The organism is Pedobacter superstes (genome assembly GCF_037622515.1).
GTDB lineage: Bacteria > Bacteroidota > Bacteroidia > Sphingobacteriales > Sphingobacteriaceae > Paradesertivirga > Paradesertivirga superstes.
In genome coordinates this window covers 496,954-511,146 of record NZ_JBBJCN010000003.1, presented here as the reverse complement: position 1 = coordinate 511,146, position 14,193 = coordinate 496,954, and the positions used below count along the sequence as shown (strand labels likewise).

Genomic DNA, 14,193 nt, shown 5'->3' with positions numbered 1-14,193 from the left:
TAGACAATCAGATACATTTTACATCAATAACTTATCTTTGTTTAAATGCGCTTTGATATAATCACCGTTCTACCAGCTTTACTCGAAAGTCCGTTTGCTCATTCTATTTTACAGCGTGCACAAAAGAAAGGACTTACAGAAATTGTTGTTCATAATCTTCGCGATTATTCTACCAATAAGCATAAAAATGTTGACGACTACCCTTATGGCGGGGGCAGCGGCATGGTCATGTCTATTGAACCATTTGCCGCATGTATCGAGAAGCTTAAAGCGGATAGAGAGTACGACGAAGTGATTTTTATGAGTCCTGATGGAGAGGTTTTATCGCAAAGCATTGCCAATCATCTATCCTCAAAAAAAAATATTATCATTCTCGCAGGGCATTACAAAGGTATTGATCAGCGGATCAGAGACATATTTGTTACCCGAGAAATTTCTATTGGTGATTATGTTCTTTCCGGCGGAGAACTGCCTGCGGCAGTTTTGGTTGATGCAGTGGTACGATTGCTCCCAGGCGTATTGTCTGATGAAACCTCTGCATTGTCGGACTCCTTTCAGGGTGAACTACTTGACGCGCCTATCTATACACGTCCGGCCGATTGGAAGGGGCACAAGGTGCCTGATGTTCTACTGAGTGGCAATCCTGCTAAGATTGATGCCTGGCGTGATGAACAGGCCTTAGAAAGGACCCGACAGCGAAGACCTGATTTGTTAAAGGACTAGGGCTTTGTACTTAGCAGGTCAATGATTTTTTCTTTATCTGCCAATTGATTTTTAAGAATGGTTGCTAATTCTCTGCAGGAATTCAGCTCGGATCTTAAATTTGAGTAATTCACTTTCTCTTCCGAAACCATGTTTTCCAAGGTGTTTTCTTCTTGAAAGAAGGTTGCGGCCGGAACTTCTAACACTTGAGACATTTTTTTGATATCAGTGTATTTTATTGAGCCTTTCACCAAACTAAGCTTTAATCCATCAAATGTTTTGTTCATTTCTGCTGCCAGCCAGCTTAAAGAACGGTTCTGATCTTTTAATACTTTATCCACAATTTCTTTCAGTTTCATCTAAAATGAACAAAAATTTTACAAATCAAATTGTTATACATATTTTTATTGGCATCAATTACCTATAAAACTTTGATGCTTCTCAAAATTTTAGTTGAGGTGCCCAGCATTTTGGTGTGAATATACAAATTTTTGAATTTATGTTTAAATATCGCATAAACGACTTTTTGATTCAGCTACCTATGAAAGATTATCGAAAGGCTATCAAGATAATACCCAAAGCCATAGATGTGTCATTGAATACATTCTCAAATTATAGAAATATAAAGCTTTCAGATGACCAGGATATTCCTCATCAAAAAGTGGTATTAATGGAAAGAATTTTCGGTTTAACGCCAGGGGAGCTTGAGAATTTCGAACCGGAATATAAATCATTAAAACAATTACTTGAAGAATGGGAGGATTAAGAGAAATAGAGAGTATAGGATTTGTTTGTCTGCTCGATGCTGATGTGAATTCGCCAATTCTGAATGTTGCTCAATATATCAAACAGCTTCAGGAAATTGAGGAAAGTATGGAATATTCTGACCTGAAACTGAGCCAGGAATCTGAGAATAAATTATATTATTCAAATTTAAGGATTCAAACAGACCTGATAATCCAAATAATAATTTCAAAAGTAGATCAACCTGTAAATGTTAAAAATAAAGTTAGCAATCTTAGCTTCAAGATTGATTTAAATTTATTCGGGTTTATTCTTTCCAAACTTTTGTTTTTTGTTGTCAAATATTTCAGGGCTGTTAAGGGGATAGAAATCAGTTGCTTTATTCTGGAAAACGAAATAATTACTTGCTTATCTGCTGGAAAGGAAACAGGTCTTAAAGGGATAAATAACATTTGCCTGAGTAATAGCAGAAGCAATGATTTAGCCTTGTCAGAATCTGAAATAACCTTAATGTTATGTTATGATATATTGAGTTTCTTTGGTGGCAATTTATGGTCGCAGAGCTCTGAGCAATTGGGATTAAAAATCTGTTTCAGCATGCCTCTGAAGAAAAGGTGATTAATTGCCAAAAAAATTAAAACAGTGCTTTTTTTATTAAAAAAAAAACCCTAATATTGCAGTCCGATTTTTAGGGAATAAAAATCGTATTAAGAGCTTAAAATCATGGATTTAGTAAAATTTGTTGAAGAGCAGGCGATTGCAAAAAAAGAAGTTCCTGCATTCAAATCTGGCGATACTGTAAGTGTACACTATAAAATCCGCGAAGGAAATAAAGAGCGTATTCAGATTTATCAGGGAGTAGTTATACAACGCAACGGTGTTAGAGCCAACGAAACTTTTACTGTACGTAAAATGTCGAATGGTGTGGGAGTTGAACGTATTTTTCCAATCAATTCTCCAAATATTGAGAAAGTTGAAGTTAATAATCGCGGTAAGGTTCGCAGAGCGAAATTGTTCTATCTACGCGCATTAACTGGTAAAGCTGCCCGTATTAAATCTAAAAGAGTTTAATAAAGACTTCAATTCGTACTGTCGAATAAAAAAGCGCCTGAGAATTTCTCAGGCGCTTTTTTTGCTGCTTCCGATTTATTCTCATCATCGGATTTTTTTCCAGTGCAGTTAAAATATATCAGGCAGGATTAAACTTTAGTAACGGCTTTTTTTGCAGTTGACATAACTCTGGCCTTACTGCCCGGAGAGCAGCAATTATCATCTTCTTTTGTACACTCTTTAGCCTTAGCAGCTTTTTTTACTTCCGCTTTTTTTTGAGCAGGCTTAGTTTGTGCCGATGCAGCTGTTAATGATGTAAATACCGCAATCGCAATAAATATCTTCTTCATGTATTTTATTTAATGGATTTAGAACTCTCCAAGAACGGTAATCCCTCCCTGTACAGTATCACCAATCTTAACATTTATTTTAGTCCCTAACGGCAAAAATACATCTACCCTTGAGCCAAATTTGATAAATCCAAATTGGTCGCCTTGCTTTACTTCGTCGCCCTCTTTAATGTACCAAACAATTCTGCGGGCAAGAGCTCCGGCAATTTGTCTGAACAGAACAGGAACCCCAGCTTTGCTTTCTATCACAATAGTAGTACGCTCATTATCTGTCGATGATTTCGGATCCCAGGCAACCAGATATTTACCTTTATGATATTTAACTAATTTAACAATTCCAGAAATTGGATTTCTGTTTACGTGGACATTAACAGGAGACATGAAAATAGAGACCTGTATCCGCTTGTCTTTAAAATATTCGGTCTCTTCCGTCTCTTCAATCACTACCACTTTACCATCAGCAGGGCAAATAATATGCTTGTCATTCTGCGCCCATTTTCTGCTTGGACTTCTGAAAAACTGTAAAATAGTTACAAAAAGGATAAAAGAGATGATATATACCAGCCAGCTAATCCATTCAGCATCAGGACTGTAATAATGCACCAGTGCATTAGCTATAAAAATAAGTAAAACGGTAAGAGCAAGAGATGTATAGCCTTCTTTGTGAATAGTCATTTTTTAAATTTTTCAAAGATGGTAAAATTATATGAATTAGGTTTCTGAAGGAGCAGAGATTGCACGATAGATATCTGTTAAATTTCTTCCAAGGCCCTTGTAGTCTAGTCCATAACCTACCACAAATTCGTTTTGTATTTCAAATCCAATGTAATCAATTTCCTCTATTTCTTTTTTCAGAGAATTAGGTTTTAAAAGAAGTGTGCAAACAGATACAGAGGCAGGCTCCTGCGCCTTCACCTTTTCTAAAAGATAACTTAATGTGATACCCGTATCAACAATGTCTTCGACAATAATAACATCGCGATTTTTGAGGATTATATCTAAACCAATGACTTCTTTTATAACACCCGAGCTGGTGTCGGTGCCATTATAAGAGGAAACCTTTACAAAACTGATTTCGGATGATATATTGATTTCCTTTATTAGGTCGGCCATAAAGATGAAACTGCCATTTAAGACTCCTAAGAATATGGGGACACGTTTTTCATAATCTACATTTAGCTGAATCCCCAGAAACCTAATTCTTTTTTTAATCTGATCGTACTCTAAAAGCTGGACGAATTCTTTATCTTCAATTTCAATTTTCATTAGAAATAATTGTTTTTTATCAGCTATGAAGCTTGCATGAGCCTGCCAGAAAAACAGTCGGGCTTTCTCATTTTTTTTAGCGGTAAGCTCGTGCAGGTTTCATTCAGGATAATAATTTACGTATCAGAAATAATTAGTTTCTAAGATAGAAAAAATCAGGAGTCATCTCCCTTTTGTTCACGCTCTTTTCGTCTTTGTTCACGTCTTTGCTGTCTCAGCTCTGATGGGGACATGATCGTATCCTTAACCGGTGTGCCCGTTTTTTGATTTACACGAGTAGTATCTGGATGCCTCCTGAAAATATTTTTAAAAAAGCCTCCGCCAACAGCCGGTTCTGTCTCTTCTTCGTAAAGAGAATCAACTACTACCGAATCAACAGGGTCTACCCGACGCCTTAAATTTTCTCTTAACATAACTCCATAAAAGCCGTAGGCGTTTGTGTCTCTGCTCGTATAACCTCGTTTTGCCATCAAGCCCCCAATCAATTTAAAATATCCTCTTAAAGAGTAACTCAAACTGCCATCCCCTTCAAAGAAATACAATCCTTTTTTAGGTCTAGGGACAATATTGGCCAGGAAGATACTTTCGCCTAGGTTCAGTTCAGAAGGGTGCTTGCCAAAATAGTAGCGGGAAGCTTCCCCTATTCCATATACATTATTTCCCCATTCTATAAGGTTCAGATAAACTTCATACATTCTTTGTTTAGAAGATAACCTGTTGTTTTCTATTAGCCACACCAGAAGTATTTCCTCTACCTTTCGGACCAATGTTTTTTGCCGGCTCAAGAAAACGTTTTTAACCAATTGCATTGATATCGTGCTTCCTCCCCGCTTAAAAGCCTTCTCTTTGAAATTTGTTGCTATTGATCTTTGAAATGCTTTTTCCACAAATCCTTTATGGCTGTAAAATGAAGGATCTTCTGCTGTTAAAATGGCGTTTTTTAAGGAAGGGGCGATTTGGTTAATGGGAACATAATCGGGGTTTTGAGGGCCTATTATTATATTTCTCATTGGTTTTCCATATTCATATGGCGTATAAACAAAACTGCTGTTTATTTTTTGCAGGTTAGTTTTACCGAATCTTAGGATTTTGAAATCACTGCTTTTATGTAAGGTGGAATTTATGCGGACGTTGTCGGGATTTTTAGAATCGAGGTAAAAATCCAGATTATATTGAAGTTTCCCTGCAACTTTAATACCTTCAAGTGATTCAAACAAGCCAACCGGGAATGCATCAAAAAGCTGTTGAGCGTTTAATTCTTCAGTCTTTAATTTTAATGCGTATGTTTTTTTAGGCGAGTTTGTATACTTTATATATGGATTGGCTTTGATGTTTTTTAAATAAATAACCGAGGTGCTGTCTAATGCAACAAAGTTTTCGCCAATAACCACATCTGCATCAATAGCTCCGCTTTGCAGCAGTACATCATTGGCTGCAATCTTTGGGTGATTAATTAAAAGGTTTCTAATTGCCCATGAACCATAAATGCGAAATTTATCGCCTTGCTTAACCGCCTTTTTTAATTGGGTAAACACCGTGTCAAAGGAAAGTTTCAAACCATATTCTTTTTCAATCAGGGCCAGTTCAACCTTTTTGTTTTCAGCGTATAATTTAAACGCCAATTCTTTATCTCCGGGCTCAACGGTACCATCCAAATGCCAGACTGCTTCAGTATTATTAATGAGAATATTTGATTTAAGCAGCCCTTCCGTTATGGTAGCTGAGGTTGTATAGAAGTTCATCCTATTATCATCATGAATAATTGAGACATCAAAATCTGTAACCAGCATATCGTCAGGAATTTTATAAAGTACCTGATTTAACAAATTATTAGCCAGCTCTGCCAGGTCGGCTTTAGACGTCTTCTTATTATCACGGTTTTTTTTCTTAAAAAGGAAATCGTAATTACTTATGCTATCCCGCTTAATTAAGGTTATTTTTCCGCTTTTGATTCTGAGGCTTGAAAGTTTGAAATCACCCGAAATAAGGGGTAATAATTTAATGCCAATGTGAAGATCATGAATATTAATAAGGCTGTCGCGATTTTCTGGTACAACCGAAATATTGGAGAACGCCACTGAGCTAAGACCCTCAAAATGAGGATCGCTGATTTTTAAGTTAAGATTGTATTCCCTTTTTGCTTTATTAATTGCTTTTGAAATTACAGCATTCAAAATTGCTTCGCGTTTGGAATATGCAATAGCCCCACCGGTTAAAGCTAATACAGACAGCACCGATAAAGAAATTAAGGCAATTTTTATAAACTTAGGCGGAATCCGGTTACGCATGAATGAAAATACTTTGAGTTTCAATAACAGAACAAAAAAAACGATTTATGGTGAGTTTTATTTCCAGAGTGTAAATATCTTTAAATTCATGGTGCAAACAAGTATAATAGGCTTAGGTTTCATAAATTTGCTGCTCATACATAATAAATGATTACTAAAGAGCAAGTATTAAAAGCATTAAGTCATGTTGAAGAGCCCGATCTCAAAAAAGATCTGGTTACTCTGAATATGATTGAAGATATCATTATTGAAAGGGATAATCTTACCTTCTCTGTAGTATTAACTACACCTGCTTGTCCCCTAAAGGCGTTAATTGAAAATGCCTGTCGCAACGCGATTGCTCATTTTATAAGCAAGGATATAAAGGTAGAGGTGAAAATGACCTCCCGGGTTACTACACAAAAAAATCAACCACTTAGTAATATCAGAAATATAATCGTTGTTGCGTCTGGAAAAGGAGGAGTAGGTAAATCTACTGTTTCTACAAACCTGGCTCTTGGATTGGCCAAGCGTGGCGCTAAGGTGGGCTTGATCGATGCCGATATTTATGGGCCATCTGTTCCTATAATGTTTGGTTTGGAAGGTGCCAGGCCAAATGCCACTCAAACAGCTGATGGGAAAACCCGGATTGATCCTATAGAAAAGTACGGAATCAAACTTTTGTCAATAGGTTTTTTTACTGATCCAGATCAGCCTATTCCATGGAGAGGTCCAATGGCTTCAAATGCTATAAAACAATTGTTTAATGATGCGGACTGGGGCGAACTGGATTATTTAGTTGTTGATCTTCCTCCTGGAACCGGTGATATACATATCACTTTAACGCAAAATTATCCTGTTGTCGGCGCTGTAATTGTTACCACACCTCAAAATGTAGCACTCTCAGATGCCAAAAAAGGTATTGGAATGTTTTTAATGGAATCCATAAATGTTCCAATTTTAGGGATAATTGAAAACATGTCGTATTTCACACCAGCAGAGCTGCCTGAAAATAAATATTATATTTTTGGTGAAGGCGGAGGAAGAAAACTTGCTGATATGTACAATACAGCATTTTTAGGAGAAATTCCTCTTGTTCAAAGTATAAGTGATGCAGGAGACTCAGGTATGCCGGTAATTCTAAATGAAAATAACCCAATGTCGGTGGCATTTTTAGATATTGCCGAAAGAGTTGCTCAGCAGGTATCAATAGCAAATGCCCATGCTCCTGTCAAAGTAGGTTAAAAGAATAAATTTTAGTAATTTTATAAAAAAGATATAAATGGATTTATTGCAAAAAGTGGAAAGTGCTCTGGATACCATCCGGCCTTATCTGGAGGCAGATGGTGGCAATGTATCTGTAGAAGAGATTACATCAGACAATATCGTTAAGCTAAAATTACTCGGAGCTTGCGGTTCTTGCCCAATGAGTATAATGACTCTTAAGGCCGGCATAGAACAAGCGATAAAAAAAGCAGTGCCAGAGATAGAGGGCGTTGAGGCAGTAAACCTCACAGATATGGATGATCCTAATGCTGTAATGCCACAAACGATGAATTAGTTAGCTATTAAAATATCGAAAAAGCGATAACGTTATCTAACGAAATCGCTTTTTTAGTTTAATCGATTTTGAAAATAAAAAGGGCTTTAAGTTTCTTAACAGTTTTTAACATAAGTCTTGCACAATTTTTGTTAGGTTTACATTGATGAAGCATTTTCTCGCCATATCAATTTTATTTCTCGCTGCAGGTTTGTCAAAAGCTCAGGAAAGGTCTATTGTTCAATTTTCCGGACTAATCTACAATGTGGACTCAAATGTTGTGGTGCCCTATGTTTCGATTATTAACAGGTCTGAAAAAGGCAAAGTGTTTTCAGCAAATCATCAGGGATATTTTTCTTTTGTGGCACATGAAGGTGATACGGTAGTTTTCAGTGCGATTGGATACAGAAGGGAAGCTTTGGTAATTCCGAGGAATGTTCAGGATAAAAAATACACTGTTATTATTAAACTGAAAGCCGAAGTTGTAAATCTTCCTATGGTGCAGGTACTGCCATGGGCGAGCATAGATGATTTTAATAAAGACTTTATGGCAATGAAGTTTGCCGACGATGATTTAGAAATCGCTAAAAAGAATGTAGCCCGAACTTCTTTAATGGCCATGGCTAAAAGTCTCCCTCGCGATGGAACGGAAATGAACAATCTTAATTTCCAAAATAATCATATTGCCTTGAGTAACAAAAATATGAATCAACGGGGGGCGAATCCATTACTCAACCCATTCGCATGGGGGGCATTGATTCAGCAGATCATGCAGGGTGATAAAAGCCGGTCCAACTCAGATAATTAGCGCTTTTTAGAGGCCGCGAAAAATTTCATTCTGTAATCAACCTTAACAGCACCTCTTGATATCGAATCAAGTTTGCTTTTTAACATGGCTCTGCGAAGGGGACTTAATTTATCAGTAAAGAGTTTCCCTTCAATATGATCGTATTCGTGTTGAATAACCCGGGCCTGGAACCCAGAAAAGGTTTCAGTATGCTGATTCCAATTTTCATCGTAATAAGAAATTGTGAGTGTTTGATTGCGGCTGATATCTTCGCGAATATCAGGTATGCTTAAACATCCTTCATTAAAGCTCCACTTTTCCCCCTCTTCATTTAAGATTTGTGCGTTAATAAACACTTTTTTAAAATCCTTTAATTCAGGTTCTTCTTTATCACTCAAATCAATAATAAAAAGCCGAATGGAAAGACCGATTTGAGGCGCTGCTATACCAACGCCACTGGCATTGTACATTGTCTCAAACATATTGTCGATTAGTTCTTCCAGATTTGGATAATCTTTTGTGATATCAATAGCTTTCTTTCTGAGAACCGGATCTCCGTATGCTATAATCGGTAATTTCATTTTGCAAAAATAATTAAATCGGCTGGATTAGAAACATCAGAGGTGGATTAATACGCTATTCTGACGGTTCAAAGATGAGTGATGTTAGTTTTGAAGGTTCAAAAACAGTGTTTGCTATTTCCAGTACTTGCTCTGCTGTAACCGCATTTACTTTTGCGTATATCTCTTCAAGCGTATCAGCTTTTCCGTAGTCTGTCAAACTCTTGGTCATAGAGATAATTAAGCCGATTCTGTTTTCTTCACCCAGGGCTATTAGGCCTGTAAATTTTTGTTTGGCCTGCTGCAGTGCTATTGCTGATAATTTATTTTCCCTTAATTTTTTTAATTCCTTATGTACCAATGACATTGCCTTTGCGGATTTTTCTGCATCAGTTCCAAAATAAATAGAGAAAATCCCGGTATCCGTAAATCCTGTATAATTAGATTCAATAGTGTAAGCTATACCGTATTTTTCACGGATCTGCAAATTAAGCCTTGAACTCATCCCGGTTCCTCCAAGCAGATTATTCAACAGCATCAATCCTGTTTTATATTCATGGTGTATAGAGAATGCCTGGTTGCCTACCACGCAATGGGTCTGGCCGATTGATTTTTCAATTCGAATTTCTGAAGCCTTGTTTCCTGGAAAAGATTTACGGGTTAAATTTGTTCTTCTCTCCGGAATATCTGAGTAAAGCCTGGTAAAAATTTTGCAAAGTTTTTTAAAATCGTAGTTCCCCAAAATTCCGACAACAATCTCGTGTGTATTGTAATTGCTGTTTAAAAAATTAATTATATCCGACCGCTCTAAGCCCTTTACTGTATCAGGGGTACCAAGAATATTCCTTCCAAGAGAGTGTCCGGCGAAAAGAATATCTTCAAAATCGTCCTGAATAGCTTCTTCGGGCTGATCCAGATATGAGGTGATTTCATCCAGAATAACGCTTTTTTCTTTTTCCAGCTCATCCTGTGGAAAAACAGAATTGAAAACCAAGTCCTGTAACAGCTCTATGGCTCGTTCCAGATAAGGATTTAAGAACGAAGCGTGGAGGCATGTATATTCTTTAGTTGTATAGGCATTCAAATCGCCACCGACCAACTCCAGCCGGTTTAAAATTTGAGTAGTGCTTCTCTTTACTGTTTTCTTAAACAGCAAATGTTCAATAAAATGAGCAAGGCCATCTTTCCCGGGCATTTCATCGCGCGAACCGGCATTTATAATTATGCAGGCATGCGATAATAATGATGTTGTTGGTTTATGTAAAAGACGGATGCCATTTGGCAAGGTAAAGACCTGATAATCCATTAAGGGTACAAGATAAATAATATAGCCTAGGGATGAAGCATAGGCTATATTATTTTATTATTCTTTCAATTTTAATTTACACTCTCGTTTAAACGATTCAAACCGCGGCATTGATACACCTTGAATATAGGAGTTGCCCGGATTGGAAGCTGCATAATTCTGATGATACTCTTCCGCCCTATAAAATGCCTTTAAAGGAGCGACTTCGGTAACGATGGGCTTTTTAAAGGCGGTTGACCATTTCATGACAGCTTTTCTAATGGACTCCTTCTCTTCAGGAGAATTGTAAAATATGGCCGAACGGTACGAAGTGCCGGTATCAGGTCCCTGACGGTTTAATGTAGTGGGATCGTGAGAAGTAAAGAAGGCATCCAGCAAATCCGAATAGGAGAGAATTTTCGGGTTGTAATATACCATTATGGCTTCTGCATGACCTGTAGTTTCTGAACACACCTGCTCATAGGAGGGGTTTTTAACATGTCCTCCACTATAACCCGAAACTGCAGAATCTACTCCTGCAATCTCTTCAAATATATGTTCAGAACACCAAAAGCATCCTTCTGCAAAAACTGCTATTGCTTTGTTTGGCGGCGATGTCAATTTTACGGCGCTGGTTTTTTGCTGGCCTGAAAGATTACAGGAGAAAAAGACCGATGAACTTAAAAGCGTGAAAAAAATTATTCTCAGTTTCATGATGATTGTACAATTTATATAATGTACGAAGTTGCATAGAAATATGATCTTTATTTAACTGATTTTTTTTCTGCTTAGTATAGCAAATCTGGTTGAGCCAGAGCCTTTAACCAAGCAGCACCTCGAAGGTGATTTAGCTTATTATCGGTTATATCATGTATGTTTTATCGTTTATCTGTTATTAGTAAACGTTTGAATTGGAAAGTGTCTTTCCATTACTAATGCATTTTTTGTTACTTTGGGCAAAAAATAAACGATGTATCAATTTATATTAGAAGCACATTCGGGATTAAGGTACGTAGTAATGTTGCTGCTTATCGGCGCTATCCTTTTAAGTTTGGCAGGGTGGTTTGGAAAGAAACCATTTACCCCAGGCAACAAAAGAATTAATCTTTTTACCTTAATAAGTGCCCACATTCAATTTGTTCTTGGTCTTGTTTTATATTTTATCAGTCCTTATGTAAAAACTGGAGATATGGGATCTGCTATGAAGGATGATACTTTGCGTTACTGGACTGTTGAGCATATAATTATGATGCTTATCGCGGTAGCATTGATTACAGTAGGATATTCAAAATCCAAAAAGCTCTTAAATGATATCGCAAAGCATAAAACTGTAGCTGTTTTTTATAGCATAGCTTTTATAATTATAATAGTTGCCATTGTGTTAAGCGGAAGACCGTTAATTGGTAAATAAGATAATCGATAAAACTATTGACAGTTCTGATTTTCTTTCTATTTTTGTTAAAATGATGATTTTAAAACATACTATGATTTGGTGGTGGCTGGCAGCAACTCGCGTCTGGTAAGTGTGTTTCGTATTAACAATTAGAAAAACGACATTATATATCAACCCGACGCTAATCCGTCGGGTTTTTTTTGGCCTTAACTACCCTGATTGCAGGGAATAATTTTAATCTATGTATACACTACATACTTCTTATAAAAAGCTACTCGCAGATACTACCACCCCGGTGAGTATATATCTGCGGATGCGGGATGTGTTTCCTAATAGTATCTTATTGGAGAGTTCTGATTACCATAGCAGGGAAAACAGCATGAGCTATGTTTGCTGTGACCCAATTGCCGGTATCAGTCTTAATGAAAATGTTTTATCCACTTATTTCCCGGATGGGGAGAGGAAGGAAGTTTCAGTTGAAAATGTAGATCTGCTTAGGGAAGTAACAAATTTCAGGAGCAGTTTTACTTCTACAGAAGAAACTGCTTTTAAGTTTATTTCCAACGGCTTATTTGGCTATTTTACTTTTGAGAGCATTGAGCATTTTGAAGATATTAAATTACAGACCGACCGCTCCGGGCCAAGAAATATCCCCTTATTGCAATATCATATTTACCGCTATGTTATTGCCATAGATCACTTTAAAAACGAATTATATCTTTTTGAGCATCGTACCGATGAAGAAGAAAAATCGGGAATAGAGCGTATTCAATATTTAATTCAGAATAAAGACTTTCCCGAATATCGTTTTGAAGCATCCGGGGATGAGAGTTCCAATTTTACAGATGAAGCTTTTCTGCAAGTTATTGAGGATCTTAAAAAGCACATTTATCGTGGTGATGTGTTTCAGATTGTGCCTTCAAGAGCGTTTTCTCAATCGTTTCAGGGAGATGAATTTAATGTGTACAGGGCTCTGCGATCTATAAATCCCTCACCATATCTTTTTTACTTTGATTATGGCGATTTTAAACTTTTTGGCTCATCGCCCGAAGCTCAATTAACCATTAAAAAGAATGAAGCGACTATTTACCCGATAGCCGGAACGTTCAGGCGGACGGGAAATGACATTCTGGATGCTGAACTCGCTGAAAAGCTTGAGAACGATCCGAAGGAAAGTGCAGAACACGTAATGCTGGTTGACCTTGCCCGCAATGACCTTAGCCGACACTGTAAAAATGTTACGGTTAGGGCATTTAAAGAAGTTCAGTATTATTCGCATATTATTCACCTGGTGTCTAAAGTTACCGGTCAATTAAAAGAGGGTACAGATCCTTTTTCTGTTGTTGGTGATACATTCCCGGCAGGTACATTAAGCGGGGCGCCTAAATATATGGCAATGACTTTGATTGACCGGTTTGAAAATGGACCACGCGGTTTCTATAGTGGAGCGATAGGCTTTATGGGTTTTAACGGAGACTTTAATCACGCCATAATGATTCGCTCTTTTATGAGCCGCAATAACGTTCTGCACTACCAGGCCGGAGCAGGAGTCGTTGCAGATTCGAATCCCCAAAGTGAACTGACAGAAGTAAATAATAAAATTATGGCGCTGAGAATGGCTATAAAATTGGCAGAAACAATTGTACCATCTTTTGAAAAGGTTTAAAATGAACATATTAGTAATAGATAATTACGACTCCTTTACCTTTAATCTCGTTCATTTGCTTAATGAGTGCGGATACGATCCTACGGTATGGAGAAACGATAAATTTGAACTGGCAGATATTGAAGCCTTCGATAAAGTTTTATTGTCTCCGGGGCCCGGAATTCCATCCGAAGCAGGTTTATTATTAGATGTAATAAAAACATACTCTCCTTCTAAAAGTATTTTAGGAGTTTGCCTTGGTGTACAAGCTATTGCGGAGGTTTTTGGCGGCAGCCTCTATAACTTATCATATCCTGTACATGGTAGGGCGACAGCTATGCAGGTTTTGGATAAGGATGAAGTTTTATTTGATGAATTGCCCCATACCTTTAATGTAGGCAGATATCACTCGTGGGCAGTAAAGCGTGAAGGCCTTCCTGAAGACTTAATCGTTACGGCCAAAGATACAGAGGGCGTTATTATGGGATTGCGGCACAAGGAATATGACGTTAGGGGAGTGCAGTTTCATCCGGAATCTGTTTTAACAGAGAATGGAAAACAAATGATAAATAATTGGCTAACGCAACCTGCAAAATAGTTTAGA

18 protein-coding genes are annotated in these 14,193 nt (G+C 37.3%); 10 read left to right on the top strand and 8 right to left on the bottom strand.

Annotated features, from left to right (window positions below; all coding sequences use genetic code 11):
* Positions 1–45: 45 nt before the first annotated feature.
* Positions 46–723 carry a tRNA (guanosine(37)-N1)-methyltransferase TrmD gene (gene trmD, locus WG906_RS10995; protein WP_339992646.1) on the top strand — a complete coding sequence of 226 codons (678 nt, stop codon included), beginning with the start codon at positions 46–48 and terminating at the stop codon, positions 721–723.
* Here trmD and WG906_RS10990 read toward each other — a convergent pair.
* Positions 720–1,061 carry a hypothetical protein gene (locus WG906_RS10990; RefSeq protein ID WP_339992645.1) on the bottom strand — a complete coding sequence of 114 codons (342 nt, stop codon included), beginning with the start codon at positions 1,059–1,061 and terminating at the stop codon, positions 720–722. The genes trmD and WG906_RS10990 overlap by 4 nt on opposite strands.
* A 182-nt stretch (positions 1,062–1,243) precedes the next feature.
* On the opposite strand from WG906_RS10990, the gene WG906_RS10985 reads away from it, so the two are divergent.
* The 3 genes from WG906_RS10985 to rplS all read left to right on the top strand — a co-directional run bounded on the left by WG906_RS10985 (position 1,244) and on the right by rplS (position 2,517).
* The gene (locus tag WG906_RS10985; RefSeq protein WP_339992644.1) at positions 1,244–1,468 is read left to right on the top strand and encodes a hypothetical protein; all 225 of its coding nucleotides are present in this window, start codon (positions 1,244–1,246) and stop codon (positions 1,466–1,468) included.
* Positions 1,456–2,064 (top strand): ATP-binding protein, encoded by a 609-nt coding sequence (locus WG906_RS10980; RefSeq protein ID WP_339992643.1) that lies wholly within the window; start codon positions 1,456–1,458, stop codon positions 2,062–2,064. The genes WG906_RS10985 and WG906_RS10980 overlap by 13 nt, the downstream gene beginning before the upstream one ends.
* 105 nt (positions 2,065–2,169) lie before the next feature.
* Complete coding sequence (gene rplS / locus WG906_RS10975; RefSeq protein ID WP_431844476.1) at positions 2,170–2,517, top strand: 50S ribosomal protein L19; 348 nt, start codon at positions 2,170–2,172, stop codon at positions 2,515–2,517.
* A 128-nt stretch (positions 2,518–2,645) separates the two neighbouring features.
* Here the strand turns inward: rplS and WG906_RS10970 are convergent, their stop codons facing one another.
* The 4 genes from WG906_RS10970 to WG906_RS10955 all read right to left on the bottom strand — a co-directional run bounded on the left by WG906_RS10970 (position 2,646) and on the right by WG906_RS10955 (position 6,424).
* A complete protein-coding gene (locus WG906_RS10970) occupies positions 2,646–2,846 on the bottom strand; it encodes a hypothetical protein (RefSeq protein ID WP_339992642.1) in 201 nt (66 codons plus the stop codon).
* An 18-nt stretch (positions 2,847–2,864) separates the two neighbouring features.
* Positions 2,865–3,521: a phosphatidylserine decarboxylase family protein gene (locus WG906_RS10965; protein ID WP_339992641.1), complete on the bottom strand. Its 657-nt coding sequence runs from the start codon at positions 3,519–3,521 to the stop codon at positions 2,865–2,867.
* A 36-nt stretch (positions 3,522–3,557) separates the two neighbouring features.
* Positions 3,558–4,112: a hypoxanthine phosphoribosyltransferase gene (gene hpt, locus WG906_RS10960; RefSeq protein ID WP_339992640.1), complete on the bottom strand. Its 555-nt coding sequence runs from the start codon at positions 4,110–4,112 to the stop codon at positions 3,558–3,560.
* Between the two features lie 155 nt (positions 4,113–4,267).
* Positions 4,268–6,424, bottom strand: coding sequence for a transglycosylase domain-containing protein (locus WG906_RS10955; RefSeq protein WP_339992639.1), 2,157 nt, complete (start codon positions 6,422–6,424; stop codon positions 4,268–4,270).
* A 123-nt stretch (positions 6,425–6,547) separates the two neighbouring features.
* Between WG906_RS10955 and WG906_RS10950 the strand changes: the two genes are divergently transcribed.
* The 3 genes from WG906_RS10950 to WG906_RS10940 all read left to right on the top strand — a co-directional run bounded on the left by WG906_RS10950 (position 6,548) and on the right by WG906_RS10940 (position 8,727).
* The gene (locus WG906_RS10950) at positions 6,548–7,624 is read left to right on the top strand and encodes an Mrp/NBP35 family ATP-binding protein (RefSeq protein ID WP_339992638.1); all 1,077 of its coding nucleotides are present in this window, start codon (positions 6,548–6,550) and stop codon (positions 7,622–7,624) included.
* A 37-nt stretch (positions 7,625–7,661) separates the two neighbouring features.
* A complete protein-coding gene (locus tag WG906_RS10945; protein ID WP_339992637.1) occupies positions 7,662–7,940 on the top strand; it encodes a NifU family protein in 279 nt (92 codons plus the stop codon).
* 145 nt (positions 7,941–8,085) lie between these two features.
* Positions 8,086–8,727: a peptidase associated/transthyretin-like domain-containing protein gene (locus WG906_RS10940; RefSeq protein ID WP_339992636.1), complete on the top strand. Its 642-nt coding sequence runs from the start codon at positions 8,086–8,088 to the stop codon at positions 8,725–8,727.
* On the opposite strand, the gene def is transcribed toward WG906_RS10940, so the two are convergent.
* Genes def through msrA form a run of 3 tightly spaced genes read right to left on the bottom strand, consistent with a single transcriptional unit; the run spans position 8,724 to position 11,265 of the window.
* Positions 8,724–9,287 carry a peptide deformylase gene (gene def, locus WG906_RS10935; protein ID WP_339992635.1) on the bottom strand — a complete coding sequence of 188 codons (564 nt, stop codon included), beginning with the start codon at positions 9,285–9,287 and terminating at the stop codon, positions 8,724–8,726. The genes WG906_RS10940 and def overlap by 4 nt on opposite strands.
* Positions 9,288–9,342: 55 nt before the next feature.
* Positions 9,343–10,572 carry a M16 family metallopeptidase gene (locus tag WG906_RS10930; protein WP_339992634.1) on the bottom strand — a complete coding sequence of 410 codons (1,230 nt, stop codon included), beginning with the start codon at positions 10,570–10,572 and terminating at the stop codon, positions 9,343–9,345.
* Positions 10,573–10,629: 57 nt separating this feature from the next.
* Positions 10,630–11,265 (bottom strand): peptide-methionine (S)-S-oxide reductase MsrA, encoded by a 636-nt coding sequence (gene msrA, locus WG906_RS10925; RefSeq protein ID WP_339992633.1) that lies wholly within the window; start codon positions 11,263–11,265, stop codon positions 10,630–10,632.
* Positions 11,266–11,521: 256 nt separating this feature from the next.
* On the opposite strand from msrA, the gene WG906_RS10920 reads away from it, so the two are divergent.
* The 3 genes from WG906_RS10920 (at position 11,522) to WG906_RS10910 (ending at position 14,187) form a co-directional block, all read left to right on the top strand.
* Positions 11,522–11,962 carry a cytochrome B gene (locus tag WG906_RS10920; protein ID WP_339992632.1) on the top strand — a complete coding sequence of 147 codons (441 nt, stop codon included), beginning with the start codon at positions 11,522–11,524 and terminating at the stop codon, positions 11,960–11,962.
* A gap of 223 nt (positions 11,963–12,185) precedes the next feature.
* Positions 12,186–13,610, top strand: coding sequence for an anthranilate synthase component I family protein (locus WG906_RS10915; RefSeq protein ID WP_339992631.1), 1,425 nt, complete (start codon positions 12,186–12,188; stop codon positions 13,608–13,610).
* Position 13,611: 1 nt separating this feature from the next.
* Positions 13,612–14,187: an anthranilate synthase component II gene (locus WG906_RS10910; RefSeq protein WP_339992630.1), complete on the top strand. Its 576-nt coding sequence runs from the start codon at positions 13,612–13,614 to the stop codon at positions 14,185–14,187.
* Positions 14,188–14,193 lie beyond the last annotated feature (6 nt).